Annotated in this window: 14 protein-coding genes; 13 read left to right on the forward strand and 1 reads right to left on the reverse strand. The window is 63.1% G+C overall.

Features of this window, described 5'->3' with window-relative positions:
• Positions 1-255 precede the first annotated feature (255 nt).
• The 10 genes from IRI77_RS26690 (at position 256) to IRI77_RS26735 (ending at position 11,079) form a co-directional block, all read left to right on the forward strand.
• A complete protein-coding gene (locus tag IRI77_RS26690; protein WP_194448042.1) occupies positions 256-1,266 on the forward strand; it encodes a POTRA domain-containing protein in 1,011 nt (336 codons plus the stop codon).
• A 91-nt stretch (positions 1,267-1,357) separates the two neighbouring features.
• Complete coding sequence (gene cysD, locus IRI77_RS26695) at positions 1,358-2,263, forward strand: sulfate adenylyltransferase subunit CysD (RefSeq protein ID WP_194448043.1); 906 nt, start codon at positions 1,358-1,360, stop codon at positions 2,261-2,263.
• Positions 2,264-3,664: a sulfate adenylyltransferase subunit 1 gene (locus IRI77_RS26700; RefSeq protein WP_194448044.1), complete on the forward strand. Its 1,401-nt coding sequence runs from the start codon at positions 2,264-2,266 to the stop codon at positions 3,662-3,664.
• A gap of 2 nt (positions 3,665-3,666) precedes the next feature.
• Complete coding sequence (locus IRI77_RS26705) at positions 3,667-4,338, forward strand: phosphoadenylyl-sulfate reductase (protein WP_194448045.1); 672 nt, start codon at positions 3,667-3,669, stop codon at positions 4,336-4,338.
• 1 nt (position 4,339) lies between these two features.
• Complete coding sequence (locus IRI77_RS26710; RefSeq protein ID WP_194448046.1) at positions 4,340-5,101, forward strand: sulfite exporter TauE/SafE family protein; 762 nt, start codon at positions 4,340-4,342, stop codon at positions 5,099-5,101.
• Between the two features lie 64 nt (positions 5,102-5,165).
• Positions 5,166-5,843, forward strand: coding sequence for an ABC transporter ATP-binding protein (locus IRI77_RS26715; RefSeq protein WP_194448047.1), 678 nt, complete (start codon positions 5,166-5,168; stop codon positions 5,841-5,843).
• A 7-nt stretch (positions 5,844-5,850) separates the two neighbouring features.
• Entirely contained in the window at positions 5,851-8,400 is a 2,550-nt protein-coding gene (locus IRI77_RS26720; RefSeq protein ID WP_194448048.1) for an ABC transporter permease, read from the forward strand.
• Positions 8,393-9,130, forward strand: coding sequence for an outer membrane lipoprotein-sorting protein (locus IRI77_RS26725; RefSeq protein WP_194448049.1), 738 nt, complete (start codon positions 8,393-8,395; stop codon positions 9,128-9,130). Before IRI77_RS26720 ends, IRI77_RS26725 begins: the two co-directional genes overlap by 8 nt.
• Before the next feature lies 1 nt (position 9,131).
• Positions 9,132-10,340, forward strand: coding sequence for a hypothetical protein (locus IRI77_RS26730; protein ID WP_194448050.1), 1,209 nt, complete (start codon positions 9,132-9,134; stop codon positions 10,338-10,340).
• Position 10,341: 1 nt separating this feature from the next.
• Positions 10,342-11,079, forward strand: a complete 738-nt coding sequence (locus IRI77_RS26735; protein WP_194448051.1) for a GNAT family N-acetyltransferase — start codon at positions 10,342-10,344, stop codon at positions 11,077-11,079.
• A 3-nt stretch (positions 11,080-11,082) separates the two neighbouring features.
• On the opposite strand, the gene IRI77_RS26740 is transcribed toward IRI77_RS26735, so the two are convergent.
• Entirely contained in the window at positions 11,083-11,730 is a 648-nt protein-coding gene (locus tag IRI77_RS26740) for a carbonic anhydrase (RefSeq protein ID WP_194448052.1), read from the reverse strand.
• Between the two features lie 92 nt (positions 11,731-11,822).
• Between IRI77_RS26740 and IRI77_RS26745 the strand changes: the two genes are divergently transcribed.
• Genes IRI77_RS26745 through IRI77_RS26755 form a run of 3 tightly spaced genes read left to right on the forward strand, consistent with a single transcriptional unit; the run spans position 11,823 to position 15,564 of the window.
• Positions 11,823-12,695: an SMP-30/gluconolactonase/LRE family protein gene (locus IRI77_RS26745; RefSeq protein WP_194448053.1), complete on the forward strand. Its 873-nt coding sequence runs from the start codon at positions 11,823-11,825 to the stop codon at positions 12,693-12,695.
• Positions 12,692-13,150 (forward strand): NUDIX hydrolase, encoded by a 459-nt coding sequence (locus IRI77_RS26750; protein WP_267239339.1) that lies wholly within the window; start codon positions 12,692-12,694, stop codon positions 13,148-13,150. Before IRI77_RS26745 ends, IRI77_RS26750 begins: the two co-directional genes overlap by 4 nt.
• On the forward strand, positions 13,147-15,564 hold the full coding sequence (locus tag IRI77_RS26755) for an endonuclease MutS2 (RefSeq protein ID WP_194448054.1): 2,418 nt from the start codon (positions 13,147-13,149) through the stop codon (positions 15,562-15,564). Before IRI77_RS26750 ends, IRI77_RS26755 begins: the two co-directional genes overlap by 4 nt.
• Positions 15,565-15,567 lie beyond the last annotated feature (3 nt).

The raw sequence follows: 15,567 nt of genomic DNA on the forward strand, positions 1-15,567 counted from the left end.
AACTCGCAGTGGATCAAGTGCATGCCGGGGGCCAATAGGAGTAACGGAGACTGAGATCTCTAAATATTGATTCTGCTAGGCTTGTTTTTGTTGGTCCTTGCATAAGGAATCATGATAGTGGGGCAGATCACCCAGCTGTCCCAAGTTTCTACAGCCGTCCCATTCGTCCGTGCTGCATTTCACCCACCCGCCACTGCAGGCCTTTCTCACATTCCTGCGAAACTTCTGGGCTCCAGAATCTGTCTTTACTTACTGATGCTTCATTTCCGGACCGTCGTGCTGGCCTTGACCGCCTGGACGCTCGCTCTGCCGGCCCAGCCGCGGATCGGGCAGATCGAGATCTACGGCACGCGCAAAATTCCACAGGACAAGATTCGCAAGGCCCTCGGGTTATCCCCCGGTGACCCCCTCACCAAGCCGAAAGGGGAGATCGAGGACACTCTCGAGTCCATCGACGGAGTCGTACAGGCCCAGGTCGAAGCCTTCTGCTGCGAACAGGGCAAACCTATCCTCTATGTCGGGATCCTGGAGCGCGGCGCGCGAAACGTCCAATACCGGTCCTTCCCCGACCAGGACTTAGCCCTGCCCGACGAAGTCACCCGCGCTTACGCCGTCTTCACCACCGCCCTGGAACGCGCCTCGGCCGAAGGCGATCTCAAGGAGGACCTCTCCAACGGCTACTCCATCATGCAGAACCCGGCCTGTCAGGCCGCCCAGGCGAAGTTCGTCGACCTCGCCGAGAAGCATCTGGTGGTCCTCCGCAACATTCTAAAGAACGCGCGCAACTCCGAAGCCCGCGCCATCGCCGCCTACGTCATCGGCTACGCGCCCGACAAAGCCGCTGTCATCGGCGATGTCCAACTCGCCATGCAGGATCCGGACGGCGGCGTCCGCGCCAATGCCGCGCGAACTATTAGAGGCTTTGCTTTCTATAGCTTCGCTCGTCCGAACGCCAATCTGAAGGTGCAGGCCACCTGGTTCGTGGAACTCGCCAATTCCATTGAGCTCGGCGACCGCCTCGAGGCCGCCAAGGGCTTGCTGCTCTTCACCGAGAAGCGCGACGAGACCGTCCTCGCCAACATCCGCGACCGCGCCATGCCCTCCCTGCTGGAAATGGCCCACTGGCAATACCTCGCACATGCCTTGCCTGCGTTCCTCGTCGTCGGCCGGGTTTCCGGTCTCACCGACGAAGAACTCGAAAAGGCCTGGTCGGACGGCGATCGCGACAAGATCCTCAAGTCCATCGAGAAACCGGCGAAGAAGTAATCACCCCTTCGCCATTCTTCTTTTTAACAATCTAGATATTCTTGCTAGAGATTATGCAGATAGGGTACGCTATCCACATAGCGTACCCAGAATGACAGTTCCCGTCCTATCGCACCTCCGCGCATTGGAAGCCGAAAGCATCCACATCCTGCGCGAAACCGCGTCGCAGTTCCGCAAGCCGGTCCTGCTTTACTCCATTGGGAAGGACAGCTCCTGTCTGGTCCATCTGGCTCGCAAAGCATTCTTTCCCGGGAAGATCCCATTCCCACTCCTGCACATAGACACGACCTACGAATACCCGGAGATGATCGAGTTCCGCGATCGTTTTACGAAGGAGATCGGGGCCGACCTGCGCGTCTACACCAATGACAAGGCTATCCAGGAGGGTGCCAATCCCTACGACCTGGGGACCGCCAAGTGCTGCCACCTGCTGCGCACCCGCGGCCTGGTCGAGGGACTCCAGGAAGGCGGTTACGATGCCGCCATCGGGGGCGCCCGCCGCGACGAGGAAAAGTCCCGCGCCAAGGAACGCGTGTTCAGCTTCCGCGACCGCGAAGGCCGCTGGGATCCCCGCAATCAGCGCCCGGAACTGTGGAATCTCTACAATGGCAAGGTGGATCCGGGTGAATCCATTCGCGTCTTTCCCCTCTCTAACTGGACGGAAATGGATATTTGGCGCTACATCGAGCTGGAAGCCATCCCGATCGTGCCGCTCTACTTCGCCCAGCCGCGCCAGGTAGTCCTGCGCGGACCGACAGTCATTCCCCTGGAAACAAACGTCAAACTGCTGCCCGGCGAGCAGCCCCAGACGGTCACCTGCCGCATGCGTTCCCTGGGCTGCACACCGTGCAGCGGCGCCATCCGGTCTGAAGCCGACACCATCGGCAAGATCATCGACGAACTCGCCGCCTTTCGCCGCAGCGAACGCGAAAACCGTGTGATCGACCACGACCAGGACGGCTCCATGGAAATCAAGAAGCGGGAGGGCTACTTCTAAATGGCCGCGCTCACCGACAACAGGACCATTGCGCTCACCCACTTCACGGTCAGCAATCGCGACGAAAAGCCGCTGCTGCGCATCTCCACAGCCGGCAGCGTGGATGACGGCAAAAGCACCCTCATCGGCCGCCTTCTCTTTGATACGAAGACGGTTTGGGAAGACAACCTCGAAGAGATCAGCAAGAGCAAGGTGAACCGCGCCAGCCACGGGCTGGACCTCTCCCTGCTCACCGACGGCCTGCGCGCCGAGCGCGAGCAGGGCATCACCATCGACGTCGCCTACCGCTACTTCTCTACCCCCAAGCGCCAGTTCATCGTCGCCGACACGCCCGGCCACGAGCAGTACACGCGCAACATGGCCACCGGCGCCTCCACCTGCGACCTGGCCATCATCCTGCTCGACGCCCGCAAAGGCGTCCTGGAGCAGTCGCGCCGCCATTCGCGCATCGCCTGGCTCCTCGGAGTCCGCCATCTGGTCTTTGCCGTCAACAAGATGGACCTCGTCGACTTCAGCCATGAGGTCTTCGACGATATCCGCGCCCACGCCACCCACCTGCTGTCCGGCATGGACGGCGTGATCGCCGACTTCATCCCGCTCAGCGCTCTCGATGGCGACAACGTCGTCACTCGCAGCGAACGCACCTCCTGGTACAAGGGGCCCAGCCTGCTCGAGCTTCTCGAAACGGTCGATCCGCCCCATGTGGCGGCCGCTCTGCCCTTCCGCATGAGCGTACAGATGGTCATCCGGCCCCACCTCGATTTCCGCGGCTATGCCGGCCAGTTGGCCAGCGGTTGGATCCGCGTCGGTGACCCCATCGTCGCCCTGCCCAGCGGCAAGAGCAGCCGGGTCAAGCGCATCGTCACTTTCGACGGCGATCTGACTGAGGCATTTGCCCCTATGTCGATCACCCTGGAACTGGAAGACGAGCTCGACATCGCCCGCGGCGACCTGCTTGCCTCGCCTGCCACGGCACCCAAGGTGGCCCGCCGCCTCCGCACCACCCTGGTCTGGATGAGCGAGGTGCCGCTCGACAAACAAAAGACTTATTTGCTCCAGCACGGCACTCGCGTGGTGCCTGCCCGCCTGAACGGGGAAGCGCTGGCTTTGAACGGCATCGGTCCGGTGGAAGTGGAAACTGCGGAACTGCTGCCTTACGACACCTACCGCGAAAACCGCTCCACCGGCGGCTTCATCCTCATCGACACCATCTCGAATCTCACGCTCGCCTCCGGGCTGATCGAGGGCGAGGTGCGCGAAGAGGAAGAAACCCTGGAGAGCTTCTCCGACGCACCCTTCACGCCGGCCGAGCGCCGCAAGCTCCGCGCCCTGCTGGCCCACATGAAGCGCTTTGGCTTCAGCTTCGACCACGAGGATTTCGAACTGGGAGAGGGCATCTGATCATGCGCGATCCGTTGACGCAAGCTACGGCAGTCATTGAACATGCGCTCAGCCAGGGCGGCCGGCCCGGCTTCACCTGCAGCTTTCAGGCGGAAGATGTCGCCGTACTTCACCTGCTGCGGCAGCAGAGCCCAAACGTGCCGGTGATGTTCCTGGAGACCGGCTACCACTTCGCCGAAGTGATCGAATATCGCGACAGGCTGGCCGGGGAATGGGGCTTGAACCTCGTCAACCTCGAGGCTAAACAGAGCGTCGCCGGCCAGGAATCGCAGTTCGGCATTCTCAACCAGACCGACCCGGCCCGCTGCTGCCACCTGCGCAAAGTGGAGCCGCTCATCGCCGGCTTAACCGATGTGGATGTGTGGTTTACGGGCCTGCGCCGCGAACAGAGCCCCACCCGGGCCAACCTCCAGCCGGAAGAGCAGCATCGCTTCCCCACGGGACTGACCCTCAAAAAAGTAAGCCCCATCTACGACTGGACCAACGCCGAAGTCTTTGCCTACCTTGCGGCTAACGACATTCCAGTACTTTCCTTGTATGATCAGGGCTACACCAGCATCGGCTGCGAGCCCTGCACCGCCAAACCCGAGCCCGGGGAACACGCCCGAGCCGGCCGCTGGGGTGGCCGCAAGTTGGAATGTGGTCTGCACACCGTAACCGTCAAGGAAGCATGAGATGGAAGCGCTGCTGGGCTTCGGTATCGCGCTGGTAGTGGGCCTTACCGGTATGGGCGGCGGGCCTTTGGCTGCTCCGTTGCTCATGCTCGTCCTGGGTGTGCCCACGACCGAAGCCGTTGGCACATCTCTTCTGTTTGTAACGATTACCAAGTCGGCTGCGGCGCTGGTCTACTGGTCGCGCGGCCACGTCGACTGGCCCAACCTGCGCCGGCTGCTGTACGGCGGTTTGCCGGGCGTCTTCATCGGCTCCATCCTGCTGCAGCGCATGAGCAAGCACGCCAGCCTGCAGCCCGTGGTGCTCACCGTCATCGGCTTCATCATCGCCGTGATGGCGCTGCTCAGCCTCTACAAGGCATTTCGCAAGACGGAGATCGAAGACCGGGTCGACAAGCCCGGTGCGCTGCCCTGGGCCGCCTTCCCCATCGGCTTGGAAGTCGGCTTCTCCTCGGCCGGCGCCGGCGCCCTGACCAGCCTTTCTCTACTGCAGTTTACGCGCCTGACGCCGGCTCGCATCGTGGGCACGGATCTGGTCTTTGGCCTCTCCATCGCCGCCCTGGGCGGTGGCATCCAGTTCATCTCCGGCAACGTCAATCAACACCTCCTGCTGGTCCTCTCCTCCGGCGGCGTCTTCGGAGCTCTTTGCGGAGCCTGGCTCGGCACCAGAATCCCGGCTCGCGCGCTGCGCCTCGCCCTCTCCGCCATCATGATCATCCTGGGACAACAACTGCTGTGGAAGGGCATCACGGCCCTCGCCCGCTAGTCCGGCCTGTATTTCCAACGCGTCCGCCCCGCGCGTGGCATCCTACTCATTAGGAATCGTCCGCGTGATCCTTCTCACCAATGTCACCAAGGAGTTCGACGGCAAGCGCAAGGTCCGTGCTTTGGCCGGCGTCAATCTCCACATCCGTAAGGGAGAAATGGTCTCGCTGGTCGGACCGTCCGGCTCCGGCAAGTCCACCCTGCTGAACCTGATCGGCACCCTCGACCAGCCCAGCTCCGGGCAGATCGCCCTGGACGGCCAAGTCCTGGCCGGTGTGGCCGACGACGAGCTCACCCGCGTCCGGCGCGACAAGATCGGGTTCATCTTCCAGTTTTTCAACCTGTTACCGTCCTTGAGCTGCCTGGAGAACGTCTCACTGCCGCTGCACCTGCGCGGCTGGAATCGCAAGCAGATCAAGGAGCGGGCGTCGGAACTGCTCGACCTGGTCGGCCTCACCCAACGCAAGGATCACCTGCCCGACGAACTTTCCGGCGGCGAACGGCAACGTGTGGCCATCGCCCGCGCCCTCTCTGTCTACCCGCCCATCCTGCTCGCCGACGAACCCACGGGCAACCTCGATACGCATACCGGCGGTGAGATCCTGGCCCTCGTCCGCGACTTGCACGAACGCCTGGGCGCCACGGTCCTCATGGTGACCCACGACCGTGCCGTGGCCGAGAGCTGCCCGCGCACCGTCACCCTTCGCGATGGCCTGGTCGTCGACGACGTCTCCCGGCGGTAACCCACTCATGCTGCTGCGCTTGATCACCTGGCCGTATGTCCGCAAGCACCTGCTGCGCTGCGCCCTCACCACGGCCGGCATCGTTCTGGGCGTCGCCGTCTTCGTCGGCATGCACACCGCGAACCAGAGCGTCCTGTTTGCCTTCAACCGCACCGTCGACAAGATCGCCGGCACCACCCAACTCCAGGTGACCGCAGGGGAAACCGGCTTCCCGGAAGAAGTGCTGGAACGCGTCCAGGCCCACCCCGGCGTCGGTGTCGCCGCGCCCGTGATCGAAGCCACGGTGCAAACCGGACTCAAAGGGGAAGGCAACCTCCTGGTGCTCGGCGTCGACATGACCGGCGACCGCAACCTGCGCGACTACGAACTGGAGAAAGCCGACGAGGCCATCATTGACGACCCGCTCGTCTTTCTGGCCCAGCCGGACTCGGTCATCGTCAGCGAGAAGTTCTGCCAGCGCAACGGCTTAAAGCTGAACGACCACCTCACCATGCGCACCATGGAGGGACCCAAGCAGTTCACCATCCGCGGCGTCATGCAGGGCGATGGGCTCGCTGCGGCCTATGGCGGCAATCTGGCCATTATGGATATTTATGCCGCCCAGATGGTCTTCGGCCGCGGCCGCACGTTCGACCGCATCGATCTCTCCGTCGCCGAGGGGCAGCAAGTGGGCCAGGTCCGCAAGACGCTCCAAGCGGCGCTCGGACCGGGACTCCAAGTGGACCCTCCCAATTCGCGCGGCCAGCAGTTCGAGGCGATGGCCAAAATCTACTCGGTCAGCGCCAACATCAGCAGCCTGTTCGCCCTGTTCATCGGCCTGTTCCTGATCTACAACACGTTCTCGATCGCTGTCACCCAGCGGCGCAGCGAGATCGGGATCCTGCGCGCCCTCGGCGCCACCCAAGGTCAGGTGAAGCGCCTGTTCCTGCTGGAAAGCGGCATCGCCGGGCTGCTGGGCTCGCTGGTGGGCCTCGGCTTCGGGTTGCTCATCGCCCGCGGCATGGCTCGCTATATCAGTGATTTCATGGGCGAAGTCTATGGAGTCGCACAGCGTGCCGAGGAGATTTCCGCCGATCCGCGCCTGCTCGCCACCGCCCTGTTCCTGGGCGTTGCCACCAGCTTGATTGCCGGCTGGATCCCGGCCCGCAACGCCGCGGCCGTCGATCCCGTGAAGGCCCTCCAGAAGGGGCGTGTCCAGGTGATCACCGAGGGGGAGAACCGCATGCGGCTCTGGTCGGCCCTCTCCTGCCTGGCCCTGGCCGTCGTCTCTATCTTCTTCAGCCAGCAGCCTTTGTTCCTCTACTCGGGCTATCTGCTCAGCGTCCTGGCGGCGCTGCTGCTCACCCCGGCTCTCTGCAGTTGGCTCGCTTCGCTGCTGCGGCCCGTGATGAAGTTCCTACGGCCCGTGGAAGGCGCCCTCGCCGCCGACAGCATCCTGCAGTCTCCGCGCCGGACGTCGGGGACAGTGGCCGCTCTTTCCCTCTCGGTCGCCCTGGTGATCGGGTTGGGCGGCGTCTCGAAGGCCAGCTACGAAACCATCTTGAATTGGGCGGATGCCGCCTTGAACCCTGACCTCTTTGTCAGTAGTTCGCAGGGCATCACCCAGCGCAGCTTCCGCTTCCCGTCCGCCCTGGGTGAGGAGATCCGCGCCGTCGAGGGCATCGACGAGATCCAGGCCGTGCGGACGGCGCGCATCGTCCATGAAGGTACGCCCGTCATGCTGGTGGCGGCCGAGGTTCACCGGCTCGCCAAGCGTGTGAAAATGCAGGTACTCGAAGGTGATCCCAAGACCATGTACCAGAGCGTTGAGCGCGGCCAGGGCGTGGTCATCAGTGACAACTTCGCCCTCCTGCGGAATGTTCACCAGGGCGATACGCTCCACATCATGACGCCCTCCGGCCAACTGGACATGCCCGTCTTGGGCGTCGTGGTCGACTACAGCGACCAGCAGGGCACCATCCTGATGGATCGCCGGGTCTTCGTAAAGTACTGGAAAGACGACACCATTAACGTTTTTCGCGTCTACCTCAAGCGCGGCTATACCCAGCAGGCCGTCCGGCAGGAGCTGCTGCGCCGCTTTGGCGAGCGCACGCGCTTCTTCGTCCTCACCAACGGCGAGATCCGGGCGTTCATTCTGAAGATTACCGACCAGTGGTTCGGGCTGACCTACGTCCAGATCTTCGTCGCCGTGCTGGTGGCGATCCTCGGCATCGTGAACACCCTGACGGTGTCGATCGCCGATCGCAAACGGGAATTGGGCGTCCTCCAGGCCGTGGGTGGCTTACGGAGCCAGGTGCGGCACACCATCTGGATGGAGGCGCTGGCCATTGGGACGCTCGGGTTGCTGATCGGCTATGCGCTGGGCGCGGTGAATCTGTACTACATCCTCGAGGTGACCCGCCGCGACATTGCGGGCATGCGCCTGAACTACCGCTACCCGTTCGAGATCGCCCTGACGCTGATCCCCGTGATGCTGGGGGCGGCTTTGCTCAGCGGCGCAGGCCCGGCCGAAGCGGCGGTGCGCGGCTCCCTGGTAGAGGCCCTGGAATATGAATAAGTACTGCCTGATCTTTCTTTTAGCCCTACCACTGGCCGCCCAGGACGGCCGCGCCATCGTGGCCGAATCCCAGAAGCGGTCGCACGCCGACTCGCAACGGTACGAAGGCACGCTCGAAGTGAACGACGCCAAGCGCAAGGTCTCCACCAAGCGCTGGATCTATGAACGGCTCGGCTCAGCCGGAGAGTCCAAGGCCGTCCTTCGCTTTACCGCGCCGGCGGAGGTCAAGGGCGTGGCGCTGCTCATCCACAATCACCCGGATCGCGCCTCCGACCAATGGATGTGGACGCCCGCTGTCGCGCGCGAACGCCGCATCGCCCTGCAGGACCGCCGGACCCGCTTCTTTGGGACCGACTTCTCGTTCGAGGACCTGGAGGAGCGCGATGTCGACCGCTCCAGCTACAAGACCCTGGGCGAGGAGAACGGCGCCTGGAAGATCGAAGGCACGCCCAAGCCCGAGGCGAAATCTCAGTACACCCGCCTCCTCATCTGGATTCGCAAGGATAACTACGTCGCGACGCAGATCGAGTGCTATTCCAACGACAAACTGATCCGCCGCATCCGCTATGCCGAGATCGAGAAAGTCCAGAACATCTGGACCGCCCGCAACGTGGAAGTACATGACCTGCAGAGGGATAGCAAGACGACGCTGAAGCTCGAAAAGCTGCAGTACAACCTCAGCCTGGCCGCGGAGAGCTTCACGCTGCAGGCGCTGCGCCGGGAGCAGTAACGTGCGCCTGCCGGCCCTGCTGCTCTGCTGCGCCTGCCTGTCCGGGCAGAGCTTCACCCAGAGGGGCTTTTTCGAGACCCGCAACTATCTCTATCCACAAACGACGCAAGGGGATAGCGGCCGGCTGGTGAGTGAGGAACTGCTGCGTTGGGAGCCGTCCTGGAAGCCGCGGCCGTGGATCCAGATCAACGGCGGACTCGACCTGCGCTTCGATTCCCACCGCCAGTTCGAGCGTTCGTGGCGTCTCGATTGGGCGGATCGTGGCCAGCAGCGGCCGGCCTTCGGAGTCCGCCGGCTGAGCGTTCTGTTGAACAAGGGCGGGCTGACCTTCGAAGGCGGACGGCAGTTCATCCGGTGGGGCAAGGCTGACCTGTTGAATCCGACGGACCGCTTCGCGCCCAAGGACTTCCTGAACGTGATCAACTCGGACTTCCTGGGCGTCACCGCCGCCCGCATCACCTACGAGCGCGGGTCCAACACCTTCGATGTCGTTTATCAGCCTGTATTTACGCCCAGCCGCGGACCGCTGTTCGGGCAGCGCTGGGTCCCCTTGCCGGAGCAGATTCAAAACATACCCATCCGGAATCTCGGCGCGGACTTTCCAGGACGAGGCCAGGCTGGCGCCCGCTGGAGCCACGGCGCGCGCGGTTTCGAGTATTCCCTCAGCCTGTTCGATGGCTACAACCATCTGCCGTTACTCGACTTACAGGCCGGGCTGGGCGTGAGCGTCAAGCGCTACTTCGCCCAGATGAGGATGTACGGCGGAGACTTCGCCATGCCGCTGCCCTGGTTTACGTTGAAGAGCGAGGCGGCATACTTCACCTCAAAGACGCGCACGGCCGACGAGTACGCCCTGTATGTGGTTCAACTGGAACGGCAAACCGGAGAGTGGACGTTCGTCGGAGGCTACGCCGGCGAAGCCGTGACGAATAAGCGAGTCCAGTTCGACTTTGCGCCGGACAGGGGCTTGGCCAAGACTTTCCTGGGCAGGGCCAGCTACAACCTCGACGCGAACCGTACGGTTTCGTTTGAAGGGGCCCTGCGGCAGAACGGGGCGGGGATGTACTCGAAGGTCGAGTATACGCAGGCGATGGGGAGTCACCTGCGGGCCACGGCGAACTTCACCCTGCTGCGTGGGGATACCACCGATTTTCTCGGGCAATACCGCCGCAACTCCAACCTCCAGCTCATTTTGCGCTATAGCTTTTAGAGTGGCTCAACTGAGACAGCTTCGGGCGGGCGACCTGAGAGATGCCCTGGCATTGTCGATTTCCGCCAACTGGAACCAGACCGAAGAGGATTGGGCCCGACTGCTGCGCCTCACGCCCGAGCGCTGTTTCTGCGTTGAGGAAGACGGCCGGGCGGTGGCCTCGGCGATGGCGATCGCCTACGGTAAGTCATTGGCGTGGATCGGGATGGTGCTGACGCTGCCGGAGTACCGCGGCCGTGGGTTCGCGTCGCAGTTGATGCGGCAGTGCCTGGATTCACTCACCGTACCCACGGTGAAGCTGGACGCCACCGATCTCGGCAGGCCGGTCTATGAACGGTTGGGTTTTGTCGAGGAGTATGTGGTCGAACGCTGGAGGGGTACTCTGCCGGAGGGTCCGAAGCGGAGTTACCCGATCGACTGGGATCTGGATCGCCACGCATTCGGGGCAGACCGCTCGGAATTGCTGAAAGAATTGGGCCCCGCGCGGCCTGGCCGGGTGGCTTCGTTTGTCGGGCCGGTGGTCTGCCAGACCCAGGACGAGGCGCGCGAGCGGATCCTGGGCGCCGGAGTTTCCGGACTCACCCTGTGGGATATCCCTGAAAACAATAGCCAGGCGACCGCGCTGGCGCGGGAATTGGGCTTCCAGCCTTTCCGGAAGCTGTGGCGGATGCGCAAAGGCGCACCCATCGCAGAGCGCCCGGATTGGGTGTACGCCCTGGCCGGTTTTGAGTTTGGCTGAGGCCTATTCCAGGATGGTGACCTTGCCCGTGGCGAGGTCGTAGTCGGCGGCGACCACCTTGAGGCCGCCTTCATGGACCGCATGACCCAGCAGGGGCTGAGAGTTGCGGATCTGGCCGGCCACGCGCTTGGCATTGGCCAGGACGCAGTTGTGGACGGCGTCGCCGGGTTCCTTCTTTGACGCCTGGACGGACGGCTGTATCGCCTTCACGATGCTGGAGATGTGCGCTTCCTTCGTGTGGTTGACGGCGGCCGTCACCGCGCCGCACTTTTCGTGGCCCAACACCATCACGAGCTTCACGCCCAGATGCTCGACGGCATACTCGACACTGCCCAGCACGACGTCGTCGACGACATTGCCGGCTTCGCGAATCACGAAAAGGTCGCCCAACCCGGCATCGAAAACCAGCTCCGGAGGCACGCGGGAATCGGCGCAGCCGACGACGATGGCGTAGGGGTGCTGGCCCTTGGTCAGTTCGGCGCGGCGTTCCAGGGTGGCATCGGGATGGGTCTCGCGGTGCGCGACATAACGATCATTGCCCTGGACGAGCATCGCCAGCGCCTTATCGGCGGGCATCCCGGCAGGATGTTCGTCAGCGGCTTGGAGGGAAGTCAACGAGAAGCAGAGTGTGAAGAGGACGAGTCGGTTCATTCTTTGGCCTACTTTACGATCCTATCGTCTGAAAACCGGCGCCGGAATAGGATATTTCCGCGAAGGCGTCACGCCGTTCGTACAATGGAGGCATGGTGCGGTGTCTCGCCTTCATGGCCCTATGTGCTGCTTTGTGCGGAGCCCAGGAACTGGGGGAGTACAAAGTGGAACGCGCCGGGTCCGGCTTCCGCTTCCTGGAAGGCCCGGTCTGGTCGAAAGACGGGCACGTCATCTTCAGCGATACCTCCACCAACAAGATCCACCGCTATACACCCACCAAGGGCATGGAGCTACTGCGGGAAAACGCGGGCGGGCCCAGCGGCAATGCGCTGGACGAGCGAGGCCGCCTGATTACCTGCGAACAGGGACGCCGCCGCGTTGTGCGCTCGAATGCAAAGGGCGAGGTGGATATCCTGGCCGAGAAGTTTGAAGGCAAACGGCTGAACGCGCCCAACGATGTGACGGTCCGCAAGGACGGCCACATCTTCTTCACAGACCCGGCTTTCGGCAAGGATGACGACGCCAAGGAGTTGCCGTTCTACGGCGTATTCCACATCACGCCGAAGGGAGAGTTGTCGGTGGTGGGCCGCTGGCCGAAGAGGCCCAACGGCATCGCGCTGTCGCCGAACGGGCACATCCTGTACGTCACTGGGGCCGACGAACGGGTGGTCCGGGCGTACGACCTGGACAGGCAGGGCGTGGCCACGAATGAGCGAGTTCTCATTACCGGCATACAGGGTGTGCCCGGTGGTATCCGAACCGACGAGAAGGGCAATCTGTACATTGCCTGCAAGGGCGTGGCGATCTACTCGCCCGAGGGGAAGCTCCTGCGGAACTTGGAGATCTCGGAAAATCCGTCCAATCTCGCCTTTGGCGATGCGGACCTAAAAACGCTTTATGTCACGGCGCGCACCACTCTGTACAGGGTGAGGCTGGATGTGAAGGGATCGGCACAAATCGAGTGAAACAGGAATCCGCGCAGAGCCGGCGTTATCCGGCCCGCCCCTTGTTGGGTGTAGGCGCAGTGATCTTTAAAGATGACAAAGTTCTTTTGATTGAGCGCGGGAAAGAGCCGCTAAAGGGCTGGTGGACACTGCCCGGCGGGCTGGTGGAAACCGGCGAACGGCTGGAATGCGCCGTGCGCCGGGAAGTGATGGAAGAGACCGGGCTGGAAGTGAAGCCCGTGGTGGCCGTGGCCATCTTTGAGCGCATCATGCCCGATGTAGAAGGGCGAACCGAGTTTCATTACGTGATCGTCGATTATCTGTGCGAGTGCACCGGCGGCACGCTGGGGGCGGCCAGTGACGTGGCCGCGGCCAAGTGGGTGCCGCTGGACCGGTTGAATACGGTCAAGATGGCTCCGGGCACTCCACCGGTGATCGAGAAAGGCCGCCTCATGTTGGCGGGCATCAAGGGATGAATCCAGAGAGCCTGGAGTTGTTGGAATACGAGCGGTTGCGCTCACTCGTGGGGCGCTATGTCGGCAGCGAAGCCGGGCGCCGCGAATTGGGGCGGGTCGAGCCGTCGATGGACCGGGCCGCCCTGGAAACCGGGTTGGCCGAGGCTGCCGAGGCGATGGCCTGGTTCAAGGACGCCGCGAAGCCCAAGATCCGGGGCGGAGACACTGCGCCGCGTTTGCGGTTCGAAGGGCTGCCGGATGTTGAGGCGGCCGCGGCCAAACTGCGCATCGAAGGTGTCGTTCTCGACGCACTGGAGATCAGCGCGATTGTGATGGTGCTGGAGCGCGCGACCGAGGTCCGGCTGGCGCTGGCTCCGCAGTCGCAGTTCTACCCGCTGCTGGCGGGCCGCGCGGCGCAGATCGGCGATTTCCGGCCGGCGCTGCGGCAGATCAGCGGCAAGATCCTGCCGGACGGTTCCATCTCGGACGATGCGAGCGTCGCTTTGCGCAGGATCCGCCGCGACAAGGAGCGGATGCGCGGCGACATTCAGGACTCGTTGGAACGGTTTCTAAAGTCGCATCGCGAGGACGGGCTGCTGCAGGAAGAGTTCGTCACGATCCGCAACGAGCGTTTTGTGGTGCCGGTGATCCCCGGGGCGAAGAAGAAACTGCCGGGCGTCGTGCACGGCTCCAGCGGCAGCGGCCAGACTCTGTTCCTGGAACCAATTGAAACCATTGACCTGAACAACGATCTCGTGCGGATGGGCGAGGAAGAACTGCGTGAGGTCTACCGGATCCTGCGGGAGATGACCGATCATCTGCGGGAGCACCGGTTTGAAATCCAGGGCGCGGCGGAGACGCTGGCGGCGTTGGACCTGATCTTTGCCAAGGCGCGGTTTGCCCAGGACTTCGATTGCGTGATCCCTCGATTCTCGCCGGATGAAGCCCCCAGGCTGCTGTTGAAGAGCGCCCGGCATCCGCTGCTGCAGGATGTGCTGAAGCGGCAGCAGAAGAAAGTCGTGCCGGTTTCGCTGGAACTGGACAGTTCGCGGCGAACGCTGCTGATCAGCGGTCCGAACACGGGCGGCAAGACCGTTGCCATGAAGACCGTCGGGCTGATGGCTTTGATGGCGCAGAGCGCGTTGCCGGTGCCGGCGGAAGACGCTGAGTTCCCCATCTACGACGACGTGCTGGCCGATATCGGCGACAACCAGAGCATCGAGCAGAGCCTCTCCAGCTTCAGCGCCCATGTGGCGCGGATCAAGGAGATGGTGGAGGCTGCTACGTCGGGCGCGCTGGTGCTGCTGGACGAACTGGGCAGGGCGACCGACCCCGAGGAGGGCGGCGCACTGGGCGTGGCGATTCTGGACGAGTTTCGGCAGCATGGGGCGTTTACGTTGGCGTCGACGCACCTGCTGGCCTTGAAGGTGTACGGGTCGAATACTCCGGGAGTCGTGAATGCCTCGATGGGCTTCAACGAAGAGACGCTGGAGCCGACCTATGTGCTGCGAATTGGAGCTCCGGGCAAATCGGCTGGCTTGGACATTTCCAAGCGGCTCGGGTTGCCGGCGCGGCTGATCGAACGGGCCCACCGGGCCATGTCGTCGACGGAACGGGACATCGCGACCTTCCTGAATCAGCTCGAAGCCAAGATCGGGGAAGTCTCGGCTGAGGCCGAGGAACTGCGTAAGCAAAAAGCGGACCTGGAAGCTCGCGAGCAGAAGCTGACCAAGGAGATGGAGCAGCGCGAGCGCGCCCGCCTTCGGGAGTTCGAGCAGACGGCAGCAGAAGCACAGAAGCGGTTTGAGCAGCAGGCGCGCGAGGCGATCGAGTCGGCGCTATCGGCTCCGGAGCAGCGCAAGCAGGTGGAGAAGGTCATGCGCCAGGTGGCGCGGACGAAACGCGAGTTCCAGGAGTCGGTGGAGTCGCTCGCCCATCCGGAAAAGGCCAGGAAGCAGGCGCCCAAGGAAGAGATTGTGGAAGGGGCGCGCGTGCGGCTGCGCGATGTCAGCGGTCCGGCGCGGGTCCGTAAGGTCTTGAACAACGGGCTGTTGGAAGTGGACGTCGGCTTCCTCAAGATGCAGGTGCCCATCACCGAAGTCACTGAAGTGCTGAAGGGCGACGCGCCGCAGAGCAAGATGCTGCCGAAGGGTGTCAGCCTGACGACGGGGCCGCGGTGGGACACCCTATCTCGCGAAGTGAACATCATCGGCAAGCATGCCGAGGAGGCGCTGGAAGAGGTGGACCGGTTCCTGGATTCCGCTTATCTGGCCGGTGTGTTGAGGGTGAGGGTGGTCCACGGCCACGGGATGGGGATTCTGCGCAAAGGCGTGCAGGATCTCTGCAAAGCGCATCCCAATGTGGAGAAGTATTATCCGGCGAGCCCCAGCGAAGGTGGCACAGGGGCCACCATCGTGGAGCTGAAAGAGAACTGATCC

The organism is Paludibaculum fermentans (assembly GCF_015277775.1).
Lineage (GTDB): Bacteria > Acidobacteriota > Terriglobia > Bryobacterales > Bryobacteraceae > Paludibaculum > Paludibaculum fermentans.

Coding starts and splice junctions, on each gene's coding strand:
- IRI77_RS26705 (WP_194448045.1), top strand. CDS start 3,667: ATGCGCGATCCGTTGACGCAAGCTACGGCAGTCATTGAACATGCGCTC.
- IRI77_RS26710 (WP_194448046.1), top strand. CDS start 4,340: ATGGAAGCGCTGCTGGGCTTCGGTATCGCGCTGGTAGTGGGCCTTACC.
- IRI77_RS26745 (WP_194448053.1), top strand. CDS start 11,823: ATGGTGCGGTGTCTCGCCTTCATGGCCCTATGTGCTGCTTTGTGCGGA.
- IRI77_RS26755 (WP_194448054.1), top strand. CDS start 13,147: ATGAATCCAGAGAGCCTGGAGTTGTTGGAATACGAGCGGTTGCGCTCA.
- IRI77_RS26690 (WP_194448042.1), top strand. CDS start 256: ATGCTTCATTTCCGGACCGTCGTGCTGGCCTTGACCGCCTGGACGCTC.
- cysD (WP_194448043.1), top strand. CDS start 1,358: ATGACAGTTCCCGTCCTATCGCACCTCCGCGCATTGGAAGCCGAAAGC.
- IRI77_RS26740 (WP_194448052.1), bottom strand. CDS start 11,730: ATGAACCGACTCGTCCTCTTCACACTCTGCTTCTCGTTGACTTCCCTC.
- IRI77_RS26700 (WP_194448044.1), top strand. CDS start 2,264: ATGGCCGCGCTCACCGACAACAGGACCATTGCGCTCACCCACTTCACG.
- IRI77_RS26720 (WP_194448048.1), top strand. CDS start 5,851: ATGCTGCTGCGCTTGATCACCTGGCCGTATGTCCGCAAGCACCTGCTG.
- IRI77_RS26725 (WP_194448049.1), top strand. CDS start 8,393: ATGAATAAGTACTGCCTGATCTTTCTTTTAGCCCTACCACTGGCCGCC.